We start from the raw sequence: 16,853 nt of genomic DNA, 5'->3' as shown, positions 1-16,853 counted from the left end.
CTTTTATAACATTCCGGTTGAATTAACGTTAAACAGTGTTATCAACACTTGTTAACTTCTTATGTTAATAAGACACTTTACAATAATTATATTAGCAGCAACCATATTTGAAATCATTGCAACCATCATGAGTTTATCACGTTTTAAATCGTGTTAACCCATGTTAGTTTCATAACCGCTTAAAGAAATTAAACACCAATGAAGAAAAAATACTTTTTTATTCCGCTTTTATTAGCTGGTAACCTTACCGCAGGTTATGCGCAGGTAAGTGCGTTAGTAAACCTCAATAAAAACTATCAGACGGGCCTTGAATTACTTCAAAACGAAAAGTATGTCGCTGCAGCTCAACAATTCAGATTGGTTGAACAGCTAAGACAAAAACCCGGAACAGCTCAGGAAAGTAATGCTGAACTTTCTTTACTCAAAGAAAACGCAAAGTTTTATGCCGCTGTCTGCGCATTGGAATTAGGTAACCGCGATGCAGAAAGCCTATTTCAAACCTTCATTAAAGACTATCCGTTAAATCCGAATACTAAATTAGCTTACTTCCACGTAGGTAAATCTTACTTCGCACAAAAAAACTACCAGAAAGCACTGGACTGGTTTGAAAAAACTGACCCTTCTACCCTTTCTCAGAAACAAAGAACAGAATACCAGTTCAAACAAGCTTATTCTTATTTCGAACTGAAAAATATAGAAAAAGCAGAACCTTTATTTGAAGCGGTTAAAAAAGTTGACGGTCCTTTCCAGGAAAGTGCAACTTATTACTTCGCTTATATCAATTACCTGAATAAAGAATATAAAACAGCCCTGAGTAATTTTGAAAAACTGAAAGGTTCTAAAACTTATGAAGCAAGTTATCCTTATTATATCACTTCCATGTATTACCTGGATGAACGCTATGATGATGTGATTAGTTATGCTGTTCCGGTATTAAAAAATACGAAACAACAATTTGAAGCAGAAATGCTGAGTTTAATAGCTGCTTCTTACTTTGCTAAATCAGACTACAAAAATGCAGCACTGTATTTTAGTGACTTCTATACCAAAAGCGGTAATACTAAAACCAAAAATAACCTCTTCATTTACCAGTACGGTTACTCACTATTCGAATTAGGGATGTACAGAGAATCTGTAGGTATATTGGAGCAGTTAACTACTGATGATGTGTATTTGCAAAGTGGAATGCATACCTTAGGCCGTGCTTTCATTAAACTGGGTGACAAATCAAAAGCAAGAAGTGCTTTCTTCAGAGCATCCCGTCTTGAATTTGACAAAGTAACACAGGAAGATGCCTGGATTAACTACGCAAGATTAAGTTACGAACTTGATTTCAATCAGCAGGCTTTAGAATCTACACAGAGCTTCTTAAAGCAATTCCCTTCTTCGCGTAAAATCAACGAAGCCAAAACTTTATTGGGCGAGATTCTTTTAACCAGTAAAAACTACCAGGCTGCAATTGATATTTTAGAACCTATTCAGAATAAATCACCAGAAGCACTGGAAGCTTACCAGAAAGTGTTATACTTCAGAGGTCTGGAATTCTATAATGAGCGTGCTTTCCCTAACGGACTTTCGATGTTCCAGCGTTCAAATGCAATTCCTAATGACGCCGAGATTCATGCATTGAGTACTTACTGGATGGCAGAAGCCATGTATGAGTTACGCAAGTACGGAGAAGCAGTGAGAACATTTGAAAAATTCCTGGCCATGCCTGATGCAGATAAAACCAAAGTGTACAACTTTGCGAATTACGCATTGGCATACGCAGCCTTCGAAGATGAGAAATATGCAAAAGCAGCAACTTACTTTGAACGCTTCCTGAATGGAAATGATAAAGACAAAAACACAGTAGTTGATGCAACTATGCGTTTAGCAGATTCTTACTTCGTGAGCAAAAGCTATGCAAATGCCTTAACCTACTATAACAGGATCATCACCAACAAATCAACAGGTGAAGATTATGCATTGTTCCAGAGAGGAATGATCCAGGGATTACAAGGGCAGGATGATACCAAAATTGCTACAATGGGCAGCTTGTTACAACAATTCCCATCTTCAAATTATGCAGATGATGCAGGTTTTGAAATTGCCTATACTTATTTCAATAAAGGTGACCTGGACAAATCAAAATCTGACCTGACTGCGTTAATCAGCAAATATCCAAACAGTAGTTATGTGCCAAGAGCACTGGTTACCATTGGGCTAGTACAATATAACCAGGATAAAGATGAAGAAGCATTGGCATCATTCAAGAAAGTAATCAACGATTACGCAAGTACTGAAGAAGCCAAACAAGCTTTGGAATCTATCAAAAATATCTATGTTGACCGCGGTGATGCCAATGGCTTTATCGCTTATGCGAACACTACACCTATCGGTAATTATACGGTAGCAGAACAGGACAATATCGTTTTCTCGGCAGCCAAAAACACTTACCTGAAAGGTGATGCACAAGGAACAGTAGAAAGCGTAAATGCTTACTTTGATAAGTATCCAAAAGCTATACATGCTAAAGAAGCGAAGTTTATCAGAGCAGAATCACTGGTTAAACTGAACCGTCCTGATGATGCCATTGCTGATTACGAATTCATCCTGAATGACTGGACAAGTGATTACACCGAACGTTCACTGGTTAGTATTTCTAAATTATTCTTAGCACAGAAAAAATACAATGAAGCTATCGTATATCTGAAAAGACTGGAAACGTCTGCAGATTACAAGTCACATTATTCATTTGCAATTAACAACCTGCTTCAGGCTTATACAGCGTTGAATATGCCAGATGATATGCTGAAATATGTATTACTGACTAAAGAATCTGACAAAGCTTCTGAAGAAGAGGTGAACAGTGCAGATCTGTATGCTGGTAAAGCTTACCTGTTAAAAGCGGATACCACAATGGCTGTGAAATCATTCAGTAACGTAGTTGCTAAAACAAAAACACTGGCTGCTGCTGAAGCAAAATACACATTGGCAGAAATTCAATATAATAAACATGACTATAAAGCATCTCAGAAAACTTGTTTTGATTTAGTCAATAACATGCCTTCTTACGATTACTGGGTGGCAAAAGCGTTTATCCTGCTGGCAGACAACTATGTCGCATTAAAAGACAAACTGCAGGCGAAAAGTACGCTCTTAAGTATTATTGATAACTATGACGGTAAAGATGAAATTGTCGCTACTGCCAAAGAGAAATTAGAAAAAATTAAATAAGACAAAGCACCATGAGATTCAACAAATTATTATATACTACTGTTTTTTTACTGACCGCAGGTACACTGACCATTAAGGCACAGGATAAAAAAACAACTGAAAAGAAGGCTACAGAGAAGAAGGCAGCAGAAAAGAAAGTTGCGGATAAAAAGGTAGCTGATAAAAACGATGATGATAAACAAGTAACTGAAGAGATCGAAGTAGTAAGACCTTATAAGCCAATTTTGGCCGAAGCAGTTAAATTAAGAAGAAGCCCGGATTTGAACGATGTTAAAACTTATAAAGCACGTTTCAATTACAGCTTAACCGATAGAAAACTGGAGCTTAATTCAGACATTGATAAATTATATGCTCAAGAAGTAGCGGCAGAAAAACAAACAGAAATTATCAATAACTATGTAAAAGGGGCTTTTGGTTCTGCCAGCACAGTTTTAGGTGAAGCTTATATTAATATGGGCCGTTCTGAAGATTACCAGGCAGGTGGCTTTTTCAGACACTTTAGTCAGTCCGGAAAATTAAATGGACAGAAGTTCAACCAGCAGCAATTAAGTGTTTTTGGTCGCAGCATCGGTGAACAGGCCATATTCAGCGGTCGTATCAATTACGAGAGAAAAGGTCTTTATTTCTATGGTTATGATGAAACTAATCCACTAAGAAATCCTAATCCTGGCAAACAGTCTTTCAACTTTATTGAAGCAGAAGCTGAGGTTGTCAACAAACACAGTGAAGATGAAGATGCTTTAAGTTATGCAGCGAAAATTAACGGCTATATCTGGGGCGACCAGTTATCTGCCAGCGAAAACTCAGTTGTAATTAACGGTTATTTAAATAAAAGAATCAGCAGCTTCAACTTTGGTTTAGCTGCTTCAGGAGAGTTTGGAAATACGAAAGATGTATCAACAAGTGTAACCAATAATTTATTACGTTTAAATCCATATATCCGTTTACAGGCTAGTGGAATTAAAATCACTGCAGGAATTAACTTTGTTCAGGAATTTGGTACGGTGTCCAAATCAAGAATCTTCCCTGCCGTAACTGCAGACTTCACGATTATTCCTGACTACCTTCAGATCTTTGGAGAGATTAAAGGAGACGTGAACAGAAATTCTATGAAAGAATTCTCGGATGAAAATCCATTCCTGAATAGCAATATTGCAATTAGAAACTCTATTGAAAAACTAAGTTTCAGTGCAGGTATTAAAGGTACCGGCGGCCCTGGTTTTGGTTACAAAGCAAGAGTATACCGTAAGGAAATTACTGACATGCCACTTTTCGTGAACAACTTTACTGACTTCAACAAATTTGATGTGATCTACGATTTCGGAACAATGAAGTTATTAGGTTTAGAAGGTGAAGTTTCTGTACAAGTGAGTGATCAGTTAAAATGGACTGGTAAAATCAATGTAGAAGATTACAAACCAGCTTCAGAACAATACAGTTGGTTTAAACCTCAATTGCGTATAAGTTCAGACCTGTTGTACAATGTAACAGACAAATTAGGTTTTACTGCTGCTGTAGCTATCCAGGATGCATCTAATGCAAAAATCTATACTGCTGCCCCAGCTGCTCCTTACATCATCCCTAACCCTGCTATAGAACAATCAGTAAATGTGAAAGGTTTTGTAGACTTAGGACTTGGCGCTAACTATAAGATCAACAACAAATTCTCAGCATTCGTTAAAGCGAATAACCTGTTAAATAAAGAATACAGCAGATACTTATATTACCAGGCAATTGGTGTAAATGTATTTGGCGGAATCAGCTATTCGTTCTAAGAGCTTGCCTGGATTTATCCAGGCAATTACAATTATAATTGGTTGATACGGAATTTAAATTTATTTTTACCAGAATGGATATCTTATCTTACCTCTCAGAACTTATTCAAACCCGTAAAGCCGTAGGAGTTTCCGGATTGGGAACTGTCTACAAAAAGAAATTACCGGGAAGGTATGATGCAGAAACGCATTCATTTGTACCTCCCAGTTATACTATTGACTTTACACCTGAAGTTAAAGAAGAGATTATATTAGCCGAATTTATCAGTAAAAAGAGGAATGTATCAATTGATACTGCCAACTACTTTATTGATGAATTCAGCACTGGTATCCTGCAGCAACTAAATAATCAGCAGCATGCCGATTTTGGTGAGCTTGGGAAGTTATATAAAGCTGATGATGAATTCCGCTTTGAACCCGCTGAGAAACTTAATTACGGTTTCGATTTTTATGGTTTACCGGTTGTAAAAGCTGAGCAGGAACCTTCAGCTGAAGAGATCATGCCAGAGACACCATCGGTCGAAGAAAACCAATCCAATTCAGAAGAAGAAATAGTTCCTGCAGTTGTCCCTGTTGAAGAGGAAGATGAGGTACCTGCTGAAGAAATTCCAGGTACTTCCGAAGAAGAAACTCCGGCTACTTCCGAAGAAGAAACTCCGGCCACTTCCGAAGAAGCTTTACCTTTTGAAACTCCGGTTGTTCCAGATCAGATAGAAACTCCCGAAGAAGAAGTAACTCTTGCTGAAGAGGAAGACAAGGCACCTGCCGAAGAGGTACCGGTAATCATCCCTATTGAAACCGTTGTTCCCCATGTGGAAGAACCAGTGGTTCCAGAAGAAAAAGAAGTTACTCCTGTTCAAGAAATTACCCCTGTTCAGGAAGACCAGCTTATAACTCCTGCAGAAGTTCCTGCAACCCATACAGAAGAGCCTGTTACTCCTTCGGAAACTACGACAGCTCCTGTGGTTACCCCTGTTCAGGAACCAATTATAGAAACTGTTGTTCCTCACCAGGAAAACTTTATTCCTGAGCGTCCGGATCAACCGCGCAAAGATGAAAAGCAACTTCGTGCAGAAATCGAGGCTCTGAATTTCTATCGTTCTAAATCTCCGGTAGCAAAAGCTACGATTACTGAGCAGGAAGAAGTGATCTGGAATATTAAAGACAATACTAAAACGACAGAGCCGGCTCCGTTTTACAATAAAAACGAGGAAATTTATAATCCTGAAGAAGAGGAAGAGCAGCCTAAAACTACCCCGTTATATTTAAAAATCATACTTGGTATACTGATTTTAGTAATCATGATGATTGTTGCTTATATCGTCAAACCAGAATGGTTTAGCGGAATATTAGCGAACAGTCCTTTTGCGACTCCAAAAACGGAAGTACCAGTAAAGAGACCTATACAGGAAAGATACAAGTCTGACTCCATTACAGCTCTTGCTGATACCATTAAAACCACAACTAATGTAACTCCTTCGGCTCCTGCCACTGCTAAGAAAGACTCAGTTGCAAAAAAAGCAATAGCTTCAGCACGTGATACCGCTGTCGTTTATGAGATCATAGGTGCTTCCATGCACGATCAGAAAGAAGCAGACAGGTTCATTGAGCTGATGAAAAGAAGCGGTATTACTGCGAAAGTTGTCACCAATATGTCGGGAAAAAGACTAAAGATGAGTATTGCAACGTTAAAAGATGAGGAATCAGCCAAACTTGAATTGGAGAAACTTTCAAAAAAACTAAAGATACCCGGAATATACATTTATAAAAACAAACAATAAATATGATCACTTTGCTACAGGTTGCTACAGATACAGTACACCATTTAACAGATACCGCCAACGCCGCAAATCAGGCTGTAGCTGCTGCACCTCAGGAACTTCACTTCTTTGATTTATTGATGAAGGGTGGTTGGGTTATGCTTCCACTTGCATTCCTTGCTTTTTCTGGTTTGGTAATCTTCGTTGAACGTTATCTGACTATCAGAAAATCTTCTAAAACAGAATCTAATCTGATGCTTCAGATCAAACAATATATCCACGAAGGCAGATTGGAAAATGCAATTGCTTTATGCAGAAATACGAACTCTCCTTTGGGACGTATGCTGGAAAAAGGGCTTAGACGTATTGGCCGTCCGATCAAGGATATTGAAGCTGCAATTGAAAATGTAGGTAAACTGGAAGTCTCTAAATTAGAGAAGAACATCAGTATCTTAGGTATTATTGCAGGTATCGCACCCATGTTAGGTTTCGTAGGAACTATTATCGGGGTAATTACAATCTTTCATGATGTATCCGTAAAAGGTGCCATTGAGATCGGAACTATATCTGGTGGTTTATATACTAAAATGATTACTTCAGCAACAGGACTGATTGTAGGTATCATCGCTTATGTATTATACCATATCCTGAATGCGATGGTAGAAAGAATCATCCTGAGAATGGAAACCGACGCATTAGAATTTATTGATCTATTAGAGGAACCAGGTAAATAATGAATCTACGCAAAAGAAATAAAGGAACTGTTGAGGTACACACTTCTGCGCTGAATGACATCATGTTTTTCCTGATGCTGTTCTTCCTGCTAGCTTCGGCTGCAGTGAACCCGCAGGTCGTTAAACTACTTCTTCCACGTTCTGAATCCGGACAACAATCTGCTGCTCAGAAAACAGTAACGGTCTCTATCAATGATAATCTGACTTATTTTGTAGAGAAACAACCGGTCACACTTGATCAGATGAAAGCAAGTATTGAAACTTATCAAAAGGCATCTCCGGACCTGACAATAGTATTATATGTTGCCAGAGGAGTTTCCATCGAGAATACTATGGCAGTGTTTGATGTAGCCAATCAGTTGAAACTGAAAGTTGTATTAGCTGTAGAACCAAAAAAATAATGACTTACCATAAAGAAGAAAATAATTATCCTAAAGCCGTAGCAATATCCACCGCGATCATGGCTGGTTTATTGATATTAAGCTTTTTTATTGCTATCGGGACTTTCAAACCTGTTGAAGAAGCAGGTATGGGAGGAATGGTGGTTAATTATGGTACTTCTGTAGAAGGAATGGGTACGGATTATACCAGTATCGAAGAACCTTCTGCTGACCCGGATGCAAACAAACAACTTCCTGACAAAGTAGTTCCGGAAAAAGTGGTTACGCCTGTTAAATCAGTAGAAAGTACAGATAAGGAAATCACTACACAAGACAACGAAGAAGCAGTAAGTATCAGTACCAAGAAAAACACGAAACCTTCTACCCCTACTGTCGCGACTAAGGTTGTTGATAAACCTGCTAAACCCGCAGTAAATCAGAATGCACTTTATAAAGGCAAAGCCAATAAAGGAAATGGACAAGGAGACGGAACCGGTACTACACCTGGTAATCAGGGGTCAGTTAACGGAGATCCGCTTGCGAATAACTATGGTGAAGGCGGTTCTGGTTTTGGAGGTACACCAATTGCTTTAAGACGCTTTACTAACCTGGTTACTCCCCAGGACAACGGTCAGAAAACAGGTAAAATAGCAGTCAGGATCAGTATTAATAAACAAGGGATCGTAGTTGATGCCACTCCTGGCGTGAGGGGTACAACCTTACAGGATTTAGACCTTTGGGCCAAATGTAAAGCAGCTGTAATGGGTGCACGTCTCAACCAATCTGAATCAGCGCCCGACCTGCAGGTAGGTGTGGTAGTTTTTAATTTTAAAGTGAAATAAAATCCGGTTTCTTTGATACTTTTGTACCCTTAGCAAATCATTTCAATGACTTATTTAGAGACCCTGGACTACCTGTACAGCAGACTTCCAATGTTTACCCGTATCGGTGCAGCAGCAATGAAAAAGGATTTACACAACACTATCGTGATGTGTGAAAACCTGGGAAACCCTCAGGATAAATTTAAAACCATACACGTAGGCGGTACAAATGGGAAAGGTTCTACCTCCCATATGCTTGCGGCTATTTTACAGAAAGCCGGGTATAAAACCGGCTTATACACCTCTCCCCATTTAAAAGATTTCAGAGAAAGGATCAGAGTAAATGGCGAGATGATGACCGAACGTTTCGTCACTGACTTTACCGCGCAGGAAAAAGACCTGATCGAATCTATCAGTCCTTCTTTTTTCGAGGTAACCGTTGCGATGGCTTTCGCTTACTTCGAAGCAGAAAAAGTAGATGTAGCTATTGTTGAAGTTGGCCTTGGTGGTAGAAAAGATTCCACAAATATCATTCATCCAGCATTGTCCGTAATTACGAATATCAGCTTTGACCACACCAACTTATTAGGCAATACCCTGTTTGAAATCGCTGGTCAGAAAGCAGGGATTATCAAACCGGGCGTACCCGCTGTAATCGGAGAAAAACAAGAAGAAATTGCACAGGTATTTATAGAAGAAGCTAAAGAAACAGCAAGTGAGCTGGTTTTTGCCAATACCGAGCTGCATGTTCGGGATACCGTACGCGAAGGCAAATTACTTAAAACATCAGTCTATAAAAAAGATACCTGTTTGTTTAAAGACTTGATACTTGATCTGAGTGGATTCTATCAGCTAAAAAACGTATTAACAGTCATACAATCCGTATTAACGTTAAACCAGAATGGCTTTGATATCTCTGATGAAGCCATATACAGCGGTCTGGCCCATACCGCTCAAATTACTGGTTTACAAGGCAGATGGCAAACCCTCCAGGAGAACCCTCTGGTTATTTGTGATACCGGGCATAATATTGCAGGTATCCAGGAAGTACTGGAAAACATCAATGCCACCGAATATCACAATTTACATATCGTAATTGGTATGCTGGGCGATAAAGATGTGACCAGTGTGCTGGAAATGCTGCCGGTAAATGCAAAATACTACTTCTGTCAGCCCGACCTGGAAAGAGCAATGCCTGCACATCAATTGGCAGAAGAAGCGGCAAAATTTATGTTACAAGGGCCTGTTTTCGAAACGGTAACGTTAGCTTTGAACGCAGCTAAAGCGACTGCTGAAACCGATGACCTGATTTTTGTTGGCGGAAGTACATTTGTCGTAGCAGAAGTTCTTTAAAGCTTATTCAAGCTTCATAACCTATAAAATAATGTAATAAATACCTGATGAAGAAAACTTACCTGTTATTTACCGCACTTTGTTGTTTGTGCACAGTGACTCTGGCACAGAAAAAAACAAAAAGTACAGGAACTTATCCTGCAACCATTGACCGTCCGAAACTCGTCATCGGATTAGTTGTCGATCAAATGCGCTGGGACTATCTTTACCGTTACTATGACAGATACTCAAACGGAGGTTTCAAACGCCTGATCAATGATGGATTTTCAGCCGAAAATACATTCATCCCTTACACCCCTACTTATACCGCTGTTGGACACTCCAGCATTTATACAGGTTCTGTACCTGCTATTACCGGAATTGTTGGTAATGACTGGTATGACCCGCAATTAAGAAGAAACGTTTACTGTACAGAAGATACTACTGTAGTTTCTGTAGGCTCAACCACCAGGGCAGGTATGATGTCTCCTAAAAATCTACTGAGCAGTACGATCACAGATGAACTGCGGCTGGCTACAAATTTCAAAGGTAAAGTAATCGGTATTTCGTTAAAAGACCGTGGATCAATCCTGCCAGCTGGTCACACACCAAATGGCGCTTACTGGTACGATGGCCAAACCGGCGACTGGATTACCAGTACTTATTATATGTCTCAGCTTCCAGCATGGGTGCAGGATTATAATAAGCTGAAAATGGCCAATAAATATTATGAGCAAAACTGGAATACGCTTTATCCTATTGAAAGCTATACACAAAGCACAGCCGATAATAAAGACTATGAAGGTAAAACCAGAGGAGAAGCAACACCAACCTTCCCACACCCTTTAAAACTTTATGCGGGGAAAAACTACGACATGATCAGAAGTACTCCTTACGGAAATACAATTACACTTGATCTTGCAAAAGTAGCGATCAAAGCAGAAAATCTTGGTCAGGACAACATCACAGATTTCTTAGCAGTAAGTTGCTCTTCGACTGATTATATTGGTCACCAATACGGACCAAACTCAATCGAAGCAGAAGATACTTACCTGCGCCTGGACAAAGACCTGGAAGACTTTTTCAATTACCTGGATAAAACGGTAGGTAAGGGAAATTATCTTTTATTCCTCTCAGCAGATCACGGTGCAGCACACGTTCCTGGTTTTATGAAAGAGAATAAACTTCCTGGTGGCGTGGTAGACGATAAAGCAATTGTAGCTAGTCTGAATACATTCCTGGAAAGCAAATTTAAAATCAAAAAGCCTGTCTTGTTAGCGATGAACAACCAGATCATCTTTAACCATGACAATCCTGATTTCAAGCAAGCTGATTTTACAGCAATGAAGTCTGCATCTATTGATTATTTAAGAACGCTTGAAGGATTTGCTGACGCTGTAGATTTAGCCCGTATCTCAGAAAGCACATTGACCGCCGTACAAAAACAAATGATTACCAACGGATACAATGCACGTCGCAGCGGAGATATCTATTTCATTTTACAGCCAAACTGGTTTGACGGTGGAAAAACAGGAACTACGCATGGTGCATGGAATCCATACGATGCGCATATTCCTCTTGTTTTCATGGGATGGAATGTCAAGCCCGGTAAAACGAATCAAACGCATCACATGACAGATATTGCCGCTACAATAGCAGCAATGCTTCATATTCAAATGCCAAGTGGCTGTGTAGGGGAACCTATTACAGAACTGACGCATCAATAAAAATAATAAGACAAACGCTCTCCGCACTCACAATTTGAAAAATTTGTGTAAGTCCAGATAGGGTTTGTCTTTTTTTGTGCCTTATATATTTTAAAAGCAATAAAAAACAGCGGTTATATATTATTTTGACTTTCAATAATCAAACTTGCTATTTAGTTTTTATTAACTTTACTGACCAAATATAATTTCTTTAATGGAACCAATTAAGAGCTACGTACCCAAAAATAAAATTCGTTTTGTAACAGCAGCAGCCCTTTTCGATGGGCACGATGCTACCATAAATATCATGCGCCGTATTCTGCAATCTTCAGGAGCAGAAGTTATTCACCTGGGCCATAACAGATCTGTAGAAGAAGTTGTCAATTGTGCAATTCAGGAAGATGTACAAGGTATTGCAATGACCTCCTACCAAGGCGGACACCTCGAATATTTCAAATACATGTATGATTTGCTTCAGGAAAAAGGAGCTACAAAAATTAAAATATTTGCAGGTGGAGGTGGCGTAATTCTACCTGTTGAAATTGCAGAACTGCAAGCTTACGGGATCACCCGGATTTACTCTCCTGATGATGGCCGGACAATGGGTTTACAGGGGATGATCAATAACATGCTGGAGCAAACTGACTTCATCACCACTAAATCGATTACCAACGAATTGGAAATGATCCCCCGCAAAGAGGTAAGAAGTATTGCTTCTGCGATTACAGTTGCCGAAAATGATCCTGCAGGTGCACAAGCATTCGTCAATGAATTGAAAGTGCTGACCAGCAAAAGCCAGGCTCCTGTATTAGGGATTACTGGTACCGGTGGTTCTGGAAAGTCTTCACTGGTGGATGAACTGGTGAGGCGTTTCCTGATGGAAGTTAAAGACAAAACACTGGCAATTATCTCTGTTGACCCTTCTAAAAGAAAAACAGGCGGAGCATTACTGGGTGACAGGATCAGGATGAATGCGATTAATAATCCAAGAATTTATATGCGTTCATTGGCAACAAGACAAGCAAATTTAGCATTGTCTGTCAATGTACAGGAAAGCATTGATATCTGTAAAGCTGCAGGCTACGACATGATCATTGTCGAGACTTCAGGTATTGGTCAGTCCGATACAGAAATTACAGAGCATTGCGATGTTTCCCTATATGTGATGACACCAGAATTTGGTGCAGCAACACAATTGGAGAAAATCGACATGCTTGATTTTGCCGATTTAGTAGCGATTAACAAGTTTGATAAACGCGGAGCTTTAGATGCTTTGCGCGATGTCCGCAAACAATACAAAAGGAACCATAACCTGTTTGAAGCAAAAGATGATACCATCCCGGTATTCGGTACAATGGCTTCTCAGTTCAATGATCCCGGAATGAATAACCTGTTTACTGCACTGATGGCGAAAATTAAAGAGCGCACAGGAACAGATTTCAAAGCAAAAATGCTGATGACAGCAGGTCAATCAGAGAAAATATATATCATTCCACCAGACCGTTCAAGATACCTGGCAGAAATTGCAGAATCAAGCCAGGCTTATAATGAATGGGTTGACCTTCAAAGCGGTATCGCCAGAAAACTTTATCAGCTAAGTGGTGTACTGGAACTTTGTGAAGACGAAAAGTCTGCAAAGAAAGGGAAAGATACAGAACCGTTAAAAACGTCTCTGAAGGACATCTACAATCACTTAGAGGAACAATTAGATGGACAATGCCGCAGGTTATTAAGAGAATGGCCAGAAACCGTTCAAAAATATAAAGAAGAGTACTTTGTCTATAAAGTAAGGGATAAGGAAATTAAACAACCTCTATTTTATGAATCTTTATCACAGCTCAAAATCCCTAAGGTTTCCCTGCCAAGATATAAAGACTGGGGAGATATTCTGCGCTGGTTATTAACAGAAAATGTACCAGGTGAATTTCCTTATGCAGCAGGCGTATTTCCGCTGAAACGTGACGGAGAAGATCCAACCCGGATGTTTGCCGGAGAAGGCGGACCAGAAAGAACCAACAAGCGTTTCCATTATGTATCCCTTGGACAACCTGCACACCGCTTATCCACTGCGTTTGATTCGGTAACCTTATATGGTGAGGATCCGCACATCAGACCGGATATTTATGGTAAAATAGGGAATTCAGGAGTCAGTATTGCGACACTGGATGATGCAAAGAAATTGTATTCAGGTTTTGATCTGTGTGCTTCTTCTACTTCTGTTTCCATGACGATTAACGGCCCTGCTCCGATGCTGTTAGGCTTCTTTATGAATGTGGCTATCGATCAGCAATGTGAGAAATACATTATGGAACATGAGCTGCAGGACGAGGTTAAAGAAAAGATTACTCAAATCTATAAAGAAAAGAAAATTAAAAGACCTGTTTACAGCGGCGTTTTGCCAGAAGGTAATAACGGACTTGGACTATTTCTGCTGGGTGTAACCGGCGATCAGGTTTTGCCAGCAGATGTCTATGCTAAAATCCGTGCCTATGCGATCAGTACTGTTCGTGGTACTGTCCAGGCTGATATTCTTAAAGAAGACCAGGCGCAAAATACCTGTATCTTCTCTACAGAGTTTGCCTTAAGAATGATGGGTGACATTCAGAAGTACTTCATTGATGAGAAAGTACGCAATTTCTATTCTGTATCTATTTCAGGGTATCACATTGCCGAAGCCGGTGCGAATCCAATCTCACAATTGGCTTTTACCTTAAGTAACGGATTTACTTTTGTAGAATACTACTTGAGCAGAGGCATGCATATTGATGATTTCGCGCCCAACTTATCTTTCTTCTTCTCTAATGGCATAGACCCCGAATATGCTGTAATAGGCCGCGTAGCCAGACGTATCTGGGCAAAAGCGATCAAGAACAAGTATAAAGGAAATGACCGTTCACAGAAGCTTAAATATCATATTCAGACTTCAGGCAGATCATTGCACGCACAGGAAATTGATTTTAACGATATAAGAACTACCCTGCAGGCATTATATGCAATCTATGATAACTGTAATTCACTGCATACCAATGCTTATGATGAGGCTATTACCACACCTACAGAAGATTCCGTGAGAAGAGCTATGGCAATTCAGCTGATCATTAACAGAGAACTGGGATTAGCTAAAAATGAGAATCCCTTACAAGGTGCCTTTATCATCGAAGATTTAACAGACCTGGTAGAAGAAGCTGTACTGGCTGAATTTAAAAGGATCAATGACCGTGGCGGTGTTTTAGGTGCAATGGAAACTATGTATCAACGTGGTAAAATCCAGGAAGAAAGCTTGTATTATGAAACCTTAAAACATAATGGAGAATATCCGATTGTGGGTGTAAATACATTCTTAAATAAAAACGGATCACCAACAGTTGTTCCCGGCGAAATTATCCGTGCAACAGAAGAAGAAAAACAATTTCAGATTGCTGCTTTGGATGAATTCCAGAAAAGAAATGCAGACCACACAGGAGCAGTCTTGAAGGAATTACAGAAAATAGCTATTGCAGGAGGAAATACTTTTGAAGCTTTAATGGAAGCTTGTAAAATTTGTTCTCTTGGGCAGATCTCCAATGCTTTATATGAGGTAGGTGGTCAGTACAGAAGGAATATGTAAACTCCATATAACAATAATAGCCCGGATTTATCATCCGGGCTATTATTTATAAGATATTCTTCTATGGTTAGTATCGGAATTATTTCTATGGCACTAAGCGTGTATCCAGCTGAATTTGTATTCCATTGTTGGCGTTTTCATTCTTTCAGCAACACGTAATAAGCGGCTTGGCAGAGCCATGATATAATCACGGGCTTTTTCACCTGCTTCATTCAGGTCTTGCATACTTTCAATTTTCCATTCTACGATAAGCTGCTGCATGATCTCCACATAGTCAACTGCGGTATAAACACCCAAGCGTTGTGCAGCATCCGTAAAGTGACCGAAAGTCTGACCCATTTTCATTCCCATTTCTCTCAGGAAGTGAGCAGGCATAACAATCTTCATACGCATCATATCTTCAAATGCAATCATAGCTTCACTAGGATCAACTTCGAAGATTTTAGACATAAAGTCCTTATAGGCTTTAGCATGTCTTGCTTCATCCGAGGCAATTACACCACAGATTTTAGAAAGTAATGTATCTCCATCTTTTTTAGCTAAAGAAGCTACCCTACGGTGAGACACATTCGTTGCAAGCTCCTGGAAACTTGTATAAATGAAGTTACGATAAGGATCGTGACCAGTACCAATGTCAAAACCATCAGCAATAAGATATTGCGTAGAGATTTCCATTTGGCGCATATCAACACGACCTGATAAATAAAGATATCTATTTAACAAATCACCGTGTCTGTTCTCTTCAGCAGTCCAGTGACGCACCCATTTCATCCAACCACCCTGTTCATTTCTTGAAATACCATCAACCATGGATAACCATGATTCGTATGTTGGTAACGCTTCTTCTGTAATAGTATCGCCAATTAATACGGCAACAAGATCGTATGAAAGGTCATTTGCAGTTTCGCGAAGGGATTTTATATCTTGAATAAAAGTATCACTGGTAGAAACAGGCAAAAAATCAGTTGGCTGCCAATTTGTATCAATCGGTTTCAGGTAAGTATCCATCATATCAAGCATATACTGCTCAATGTGAAGCATTACTTCCCGTCTTTTTTCAGCAAAAAAACTCATTATATGTGTGTTTTAGTTTAACACCAAAGATAACCAAAATTATTTCATAATGCCTTTCTGACACCATTTAATAGCAGATTATGGTTAAAAAATGTTATTGTATAAAGACAAATTATTAAAGAATTTAACAGATCTGTTTATACAACGTATGAAAGGGTCTAATTGTTGCAGATTTTATCGGAATAAGTATCTGTTCGGGAAGTTAGCAGTGATCTGTCCAGGGAGTTAGCAGTACACAGTTGCTATAAAAAGAATAAACCTTGTCGATAAAAGCATCGGCCCTATTCATCAAAAGCTGCTACGCTTGTTTACAAAAAGATTGTAAACCATAAACAGGATTTATAAAAAAGTCTTTAAACAAGAAAAGCCTGTAGTTTCCTACAGGCTTTCTTTAAGATTTGGCACCGACCTACTCTCCCACGTGTTACCGCAGTACCATCGGCTC

Annotated in this window: 10 protein-coding genes; 9 read left to right on the top strand and 1 reads right to left on the bottom strand. The window is 39.4% G+C overall.

What is annotated here, in order from left to right; genetic code table 11:
* The first annotated feature begins 198 nt into the window (after window positions 1-198).
* The 9 genes from ABIB30_RS12130 (at window position 199) to ABIB30_RS12090 (ending at window position 15,334) form a co-directional block, all read left to right on the top strand.
* Window positions 199-3,219 (top strand): tetratricopeptide repeat protein, encoded by a 3,021-nt coding sequence (locus tag ABIB30_RS12130; RefSeq protein ID WP_354302360.1) that lies wholly within the window; start codon window positions 199-201, stop codon window positions 3,217-3,219.
* A gap of 11 nt (window positions 3,220-3,230) precedes the next feature.
* A complete protein-coding gene (locus ABIB30_RS12125; protein ID WP_354302359.1) occupies window positions 3,231-4,994 on the top strand; it encodes a porin family protein in 1,764 nt (587 codons plus the stop codon).
* A gap of 74 nt (window positions 4,995-5,068) precedes the next feature.
* Complete coding sequence (locus ABIB30_RS12120) at window positions 5,069-6,775, top strand: HU domain-containing protein (protein WP_354302357.1); 1,707 nt, start codon at window positions 5,069-5,071, stop codon at window positions 6,773-6,775.
* Window positions 6,776-6,777: 2 nt separating this feature from the next.
* Window positions 6,778-7,488, top strand: coding sequence for a MotA/TolQ/ExbB proton channel family protein (locus ABIB30_RS12115; protein ID WP_183867254.1), 711 nt, complete (start codon window positions 6,778-6,780; stop codon window positions 7,486-7,488).
* The gene (locus tag ABIB30_RS12110) at window positions 7,488-7,889 is read left to right on the top strand and encodes an ExbD/TolR family protein (RefSeq protein WP_068402964.1); all 402 of its coding nucleotides are present in this window, start codon (window positions 7,488-7,490) and stop codon (window positions 7,887-7,889) included. Before ABIB30_RS12115 ends, ABIB30_RS12110 begins: the two co-directional genes overlap by 1 nt.
* Entirely contained in the window at window positions 7,889-8,710 is an 822-nt protein-coding gene (locus ABIB30_RS12105) for an energy transducer TonB (protein ID WP_354302354.1), read from the top strand. The genes ABIB30_RS12110 and ABIB30_RS12105 overlap by 1 nt, the downstream gene beginning before the upstream one ends.
* Window positions 8,711-8,755: 45 nt before the next feature.
* Window positions 8,756-10,042, top strand: coding sequence for a bifunctional folylpolyglutamate synthase/dihydrofolate synthase (locus ABIB30_RS12100; RefSeq protein WP_354302352.1), 1,287 nt, complete (start codon window positions 8,756-8,758; stop codon window positions 10,040-10,042).
* 47 nt (window positions 10,043-10,089) lie between these two features.
* A complete protein-coding gene (gene pafA / locus ABIB30_RS12095) occupies window positions 10,090-11,748 on the top strand; it encodes an alkaline phosphatase PafA (protein ID WP_354302350.1) in 1,659 nt (552 codons plus the stop codon).
* Window positions 11,749-11,941: 193 nt separating this feature from the next.
* Window positions 11,942-15,334 (top strand): methylmalonyl-CoA mutase family protein, encoded by a 3,393-nt coding sequence (locus ABIB30_RS12090; RefSeq protein ID WP_354302347.1) that lies wholly within the window; start codon window positions 11,942-11,944, stop codon window positions 15,332-15,334.
* A gap of 93 nt (window positions 15,335-15,427) precedes the next feature.
* Here ABIB30_RS12090 and ABIB30_RS12085 read toward each other — a convergent pair whose 3' ends face one another.
* Entirely contained in the window at window positions 15,428-16,408 is a 981-nt protein-coding gene (locus ABIB30_RS12085) for an acyl-ACP desaturase (protein WP_068402973.1), read from the bottom strand.
* Window positions 16,409-16,853: the final 445 nt, after the last annotated feature.

It is taken from the genome of Pedobacter sp. UYP1 (assembly GCF_040547305.1).
Classification (GTDB): Bacteria; Bacteroidota; Bacteroidia; order Sphingobacteriales; family Sphingobacteriaceae; genus Pedobacter.
The sequence above is the reverse complement of the archived record's forward strand: the minus strand, read 5'-3'. Positions and strand labels throughout refer to the sequence as shown.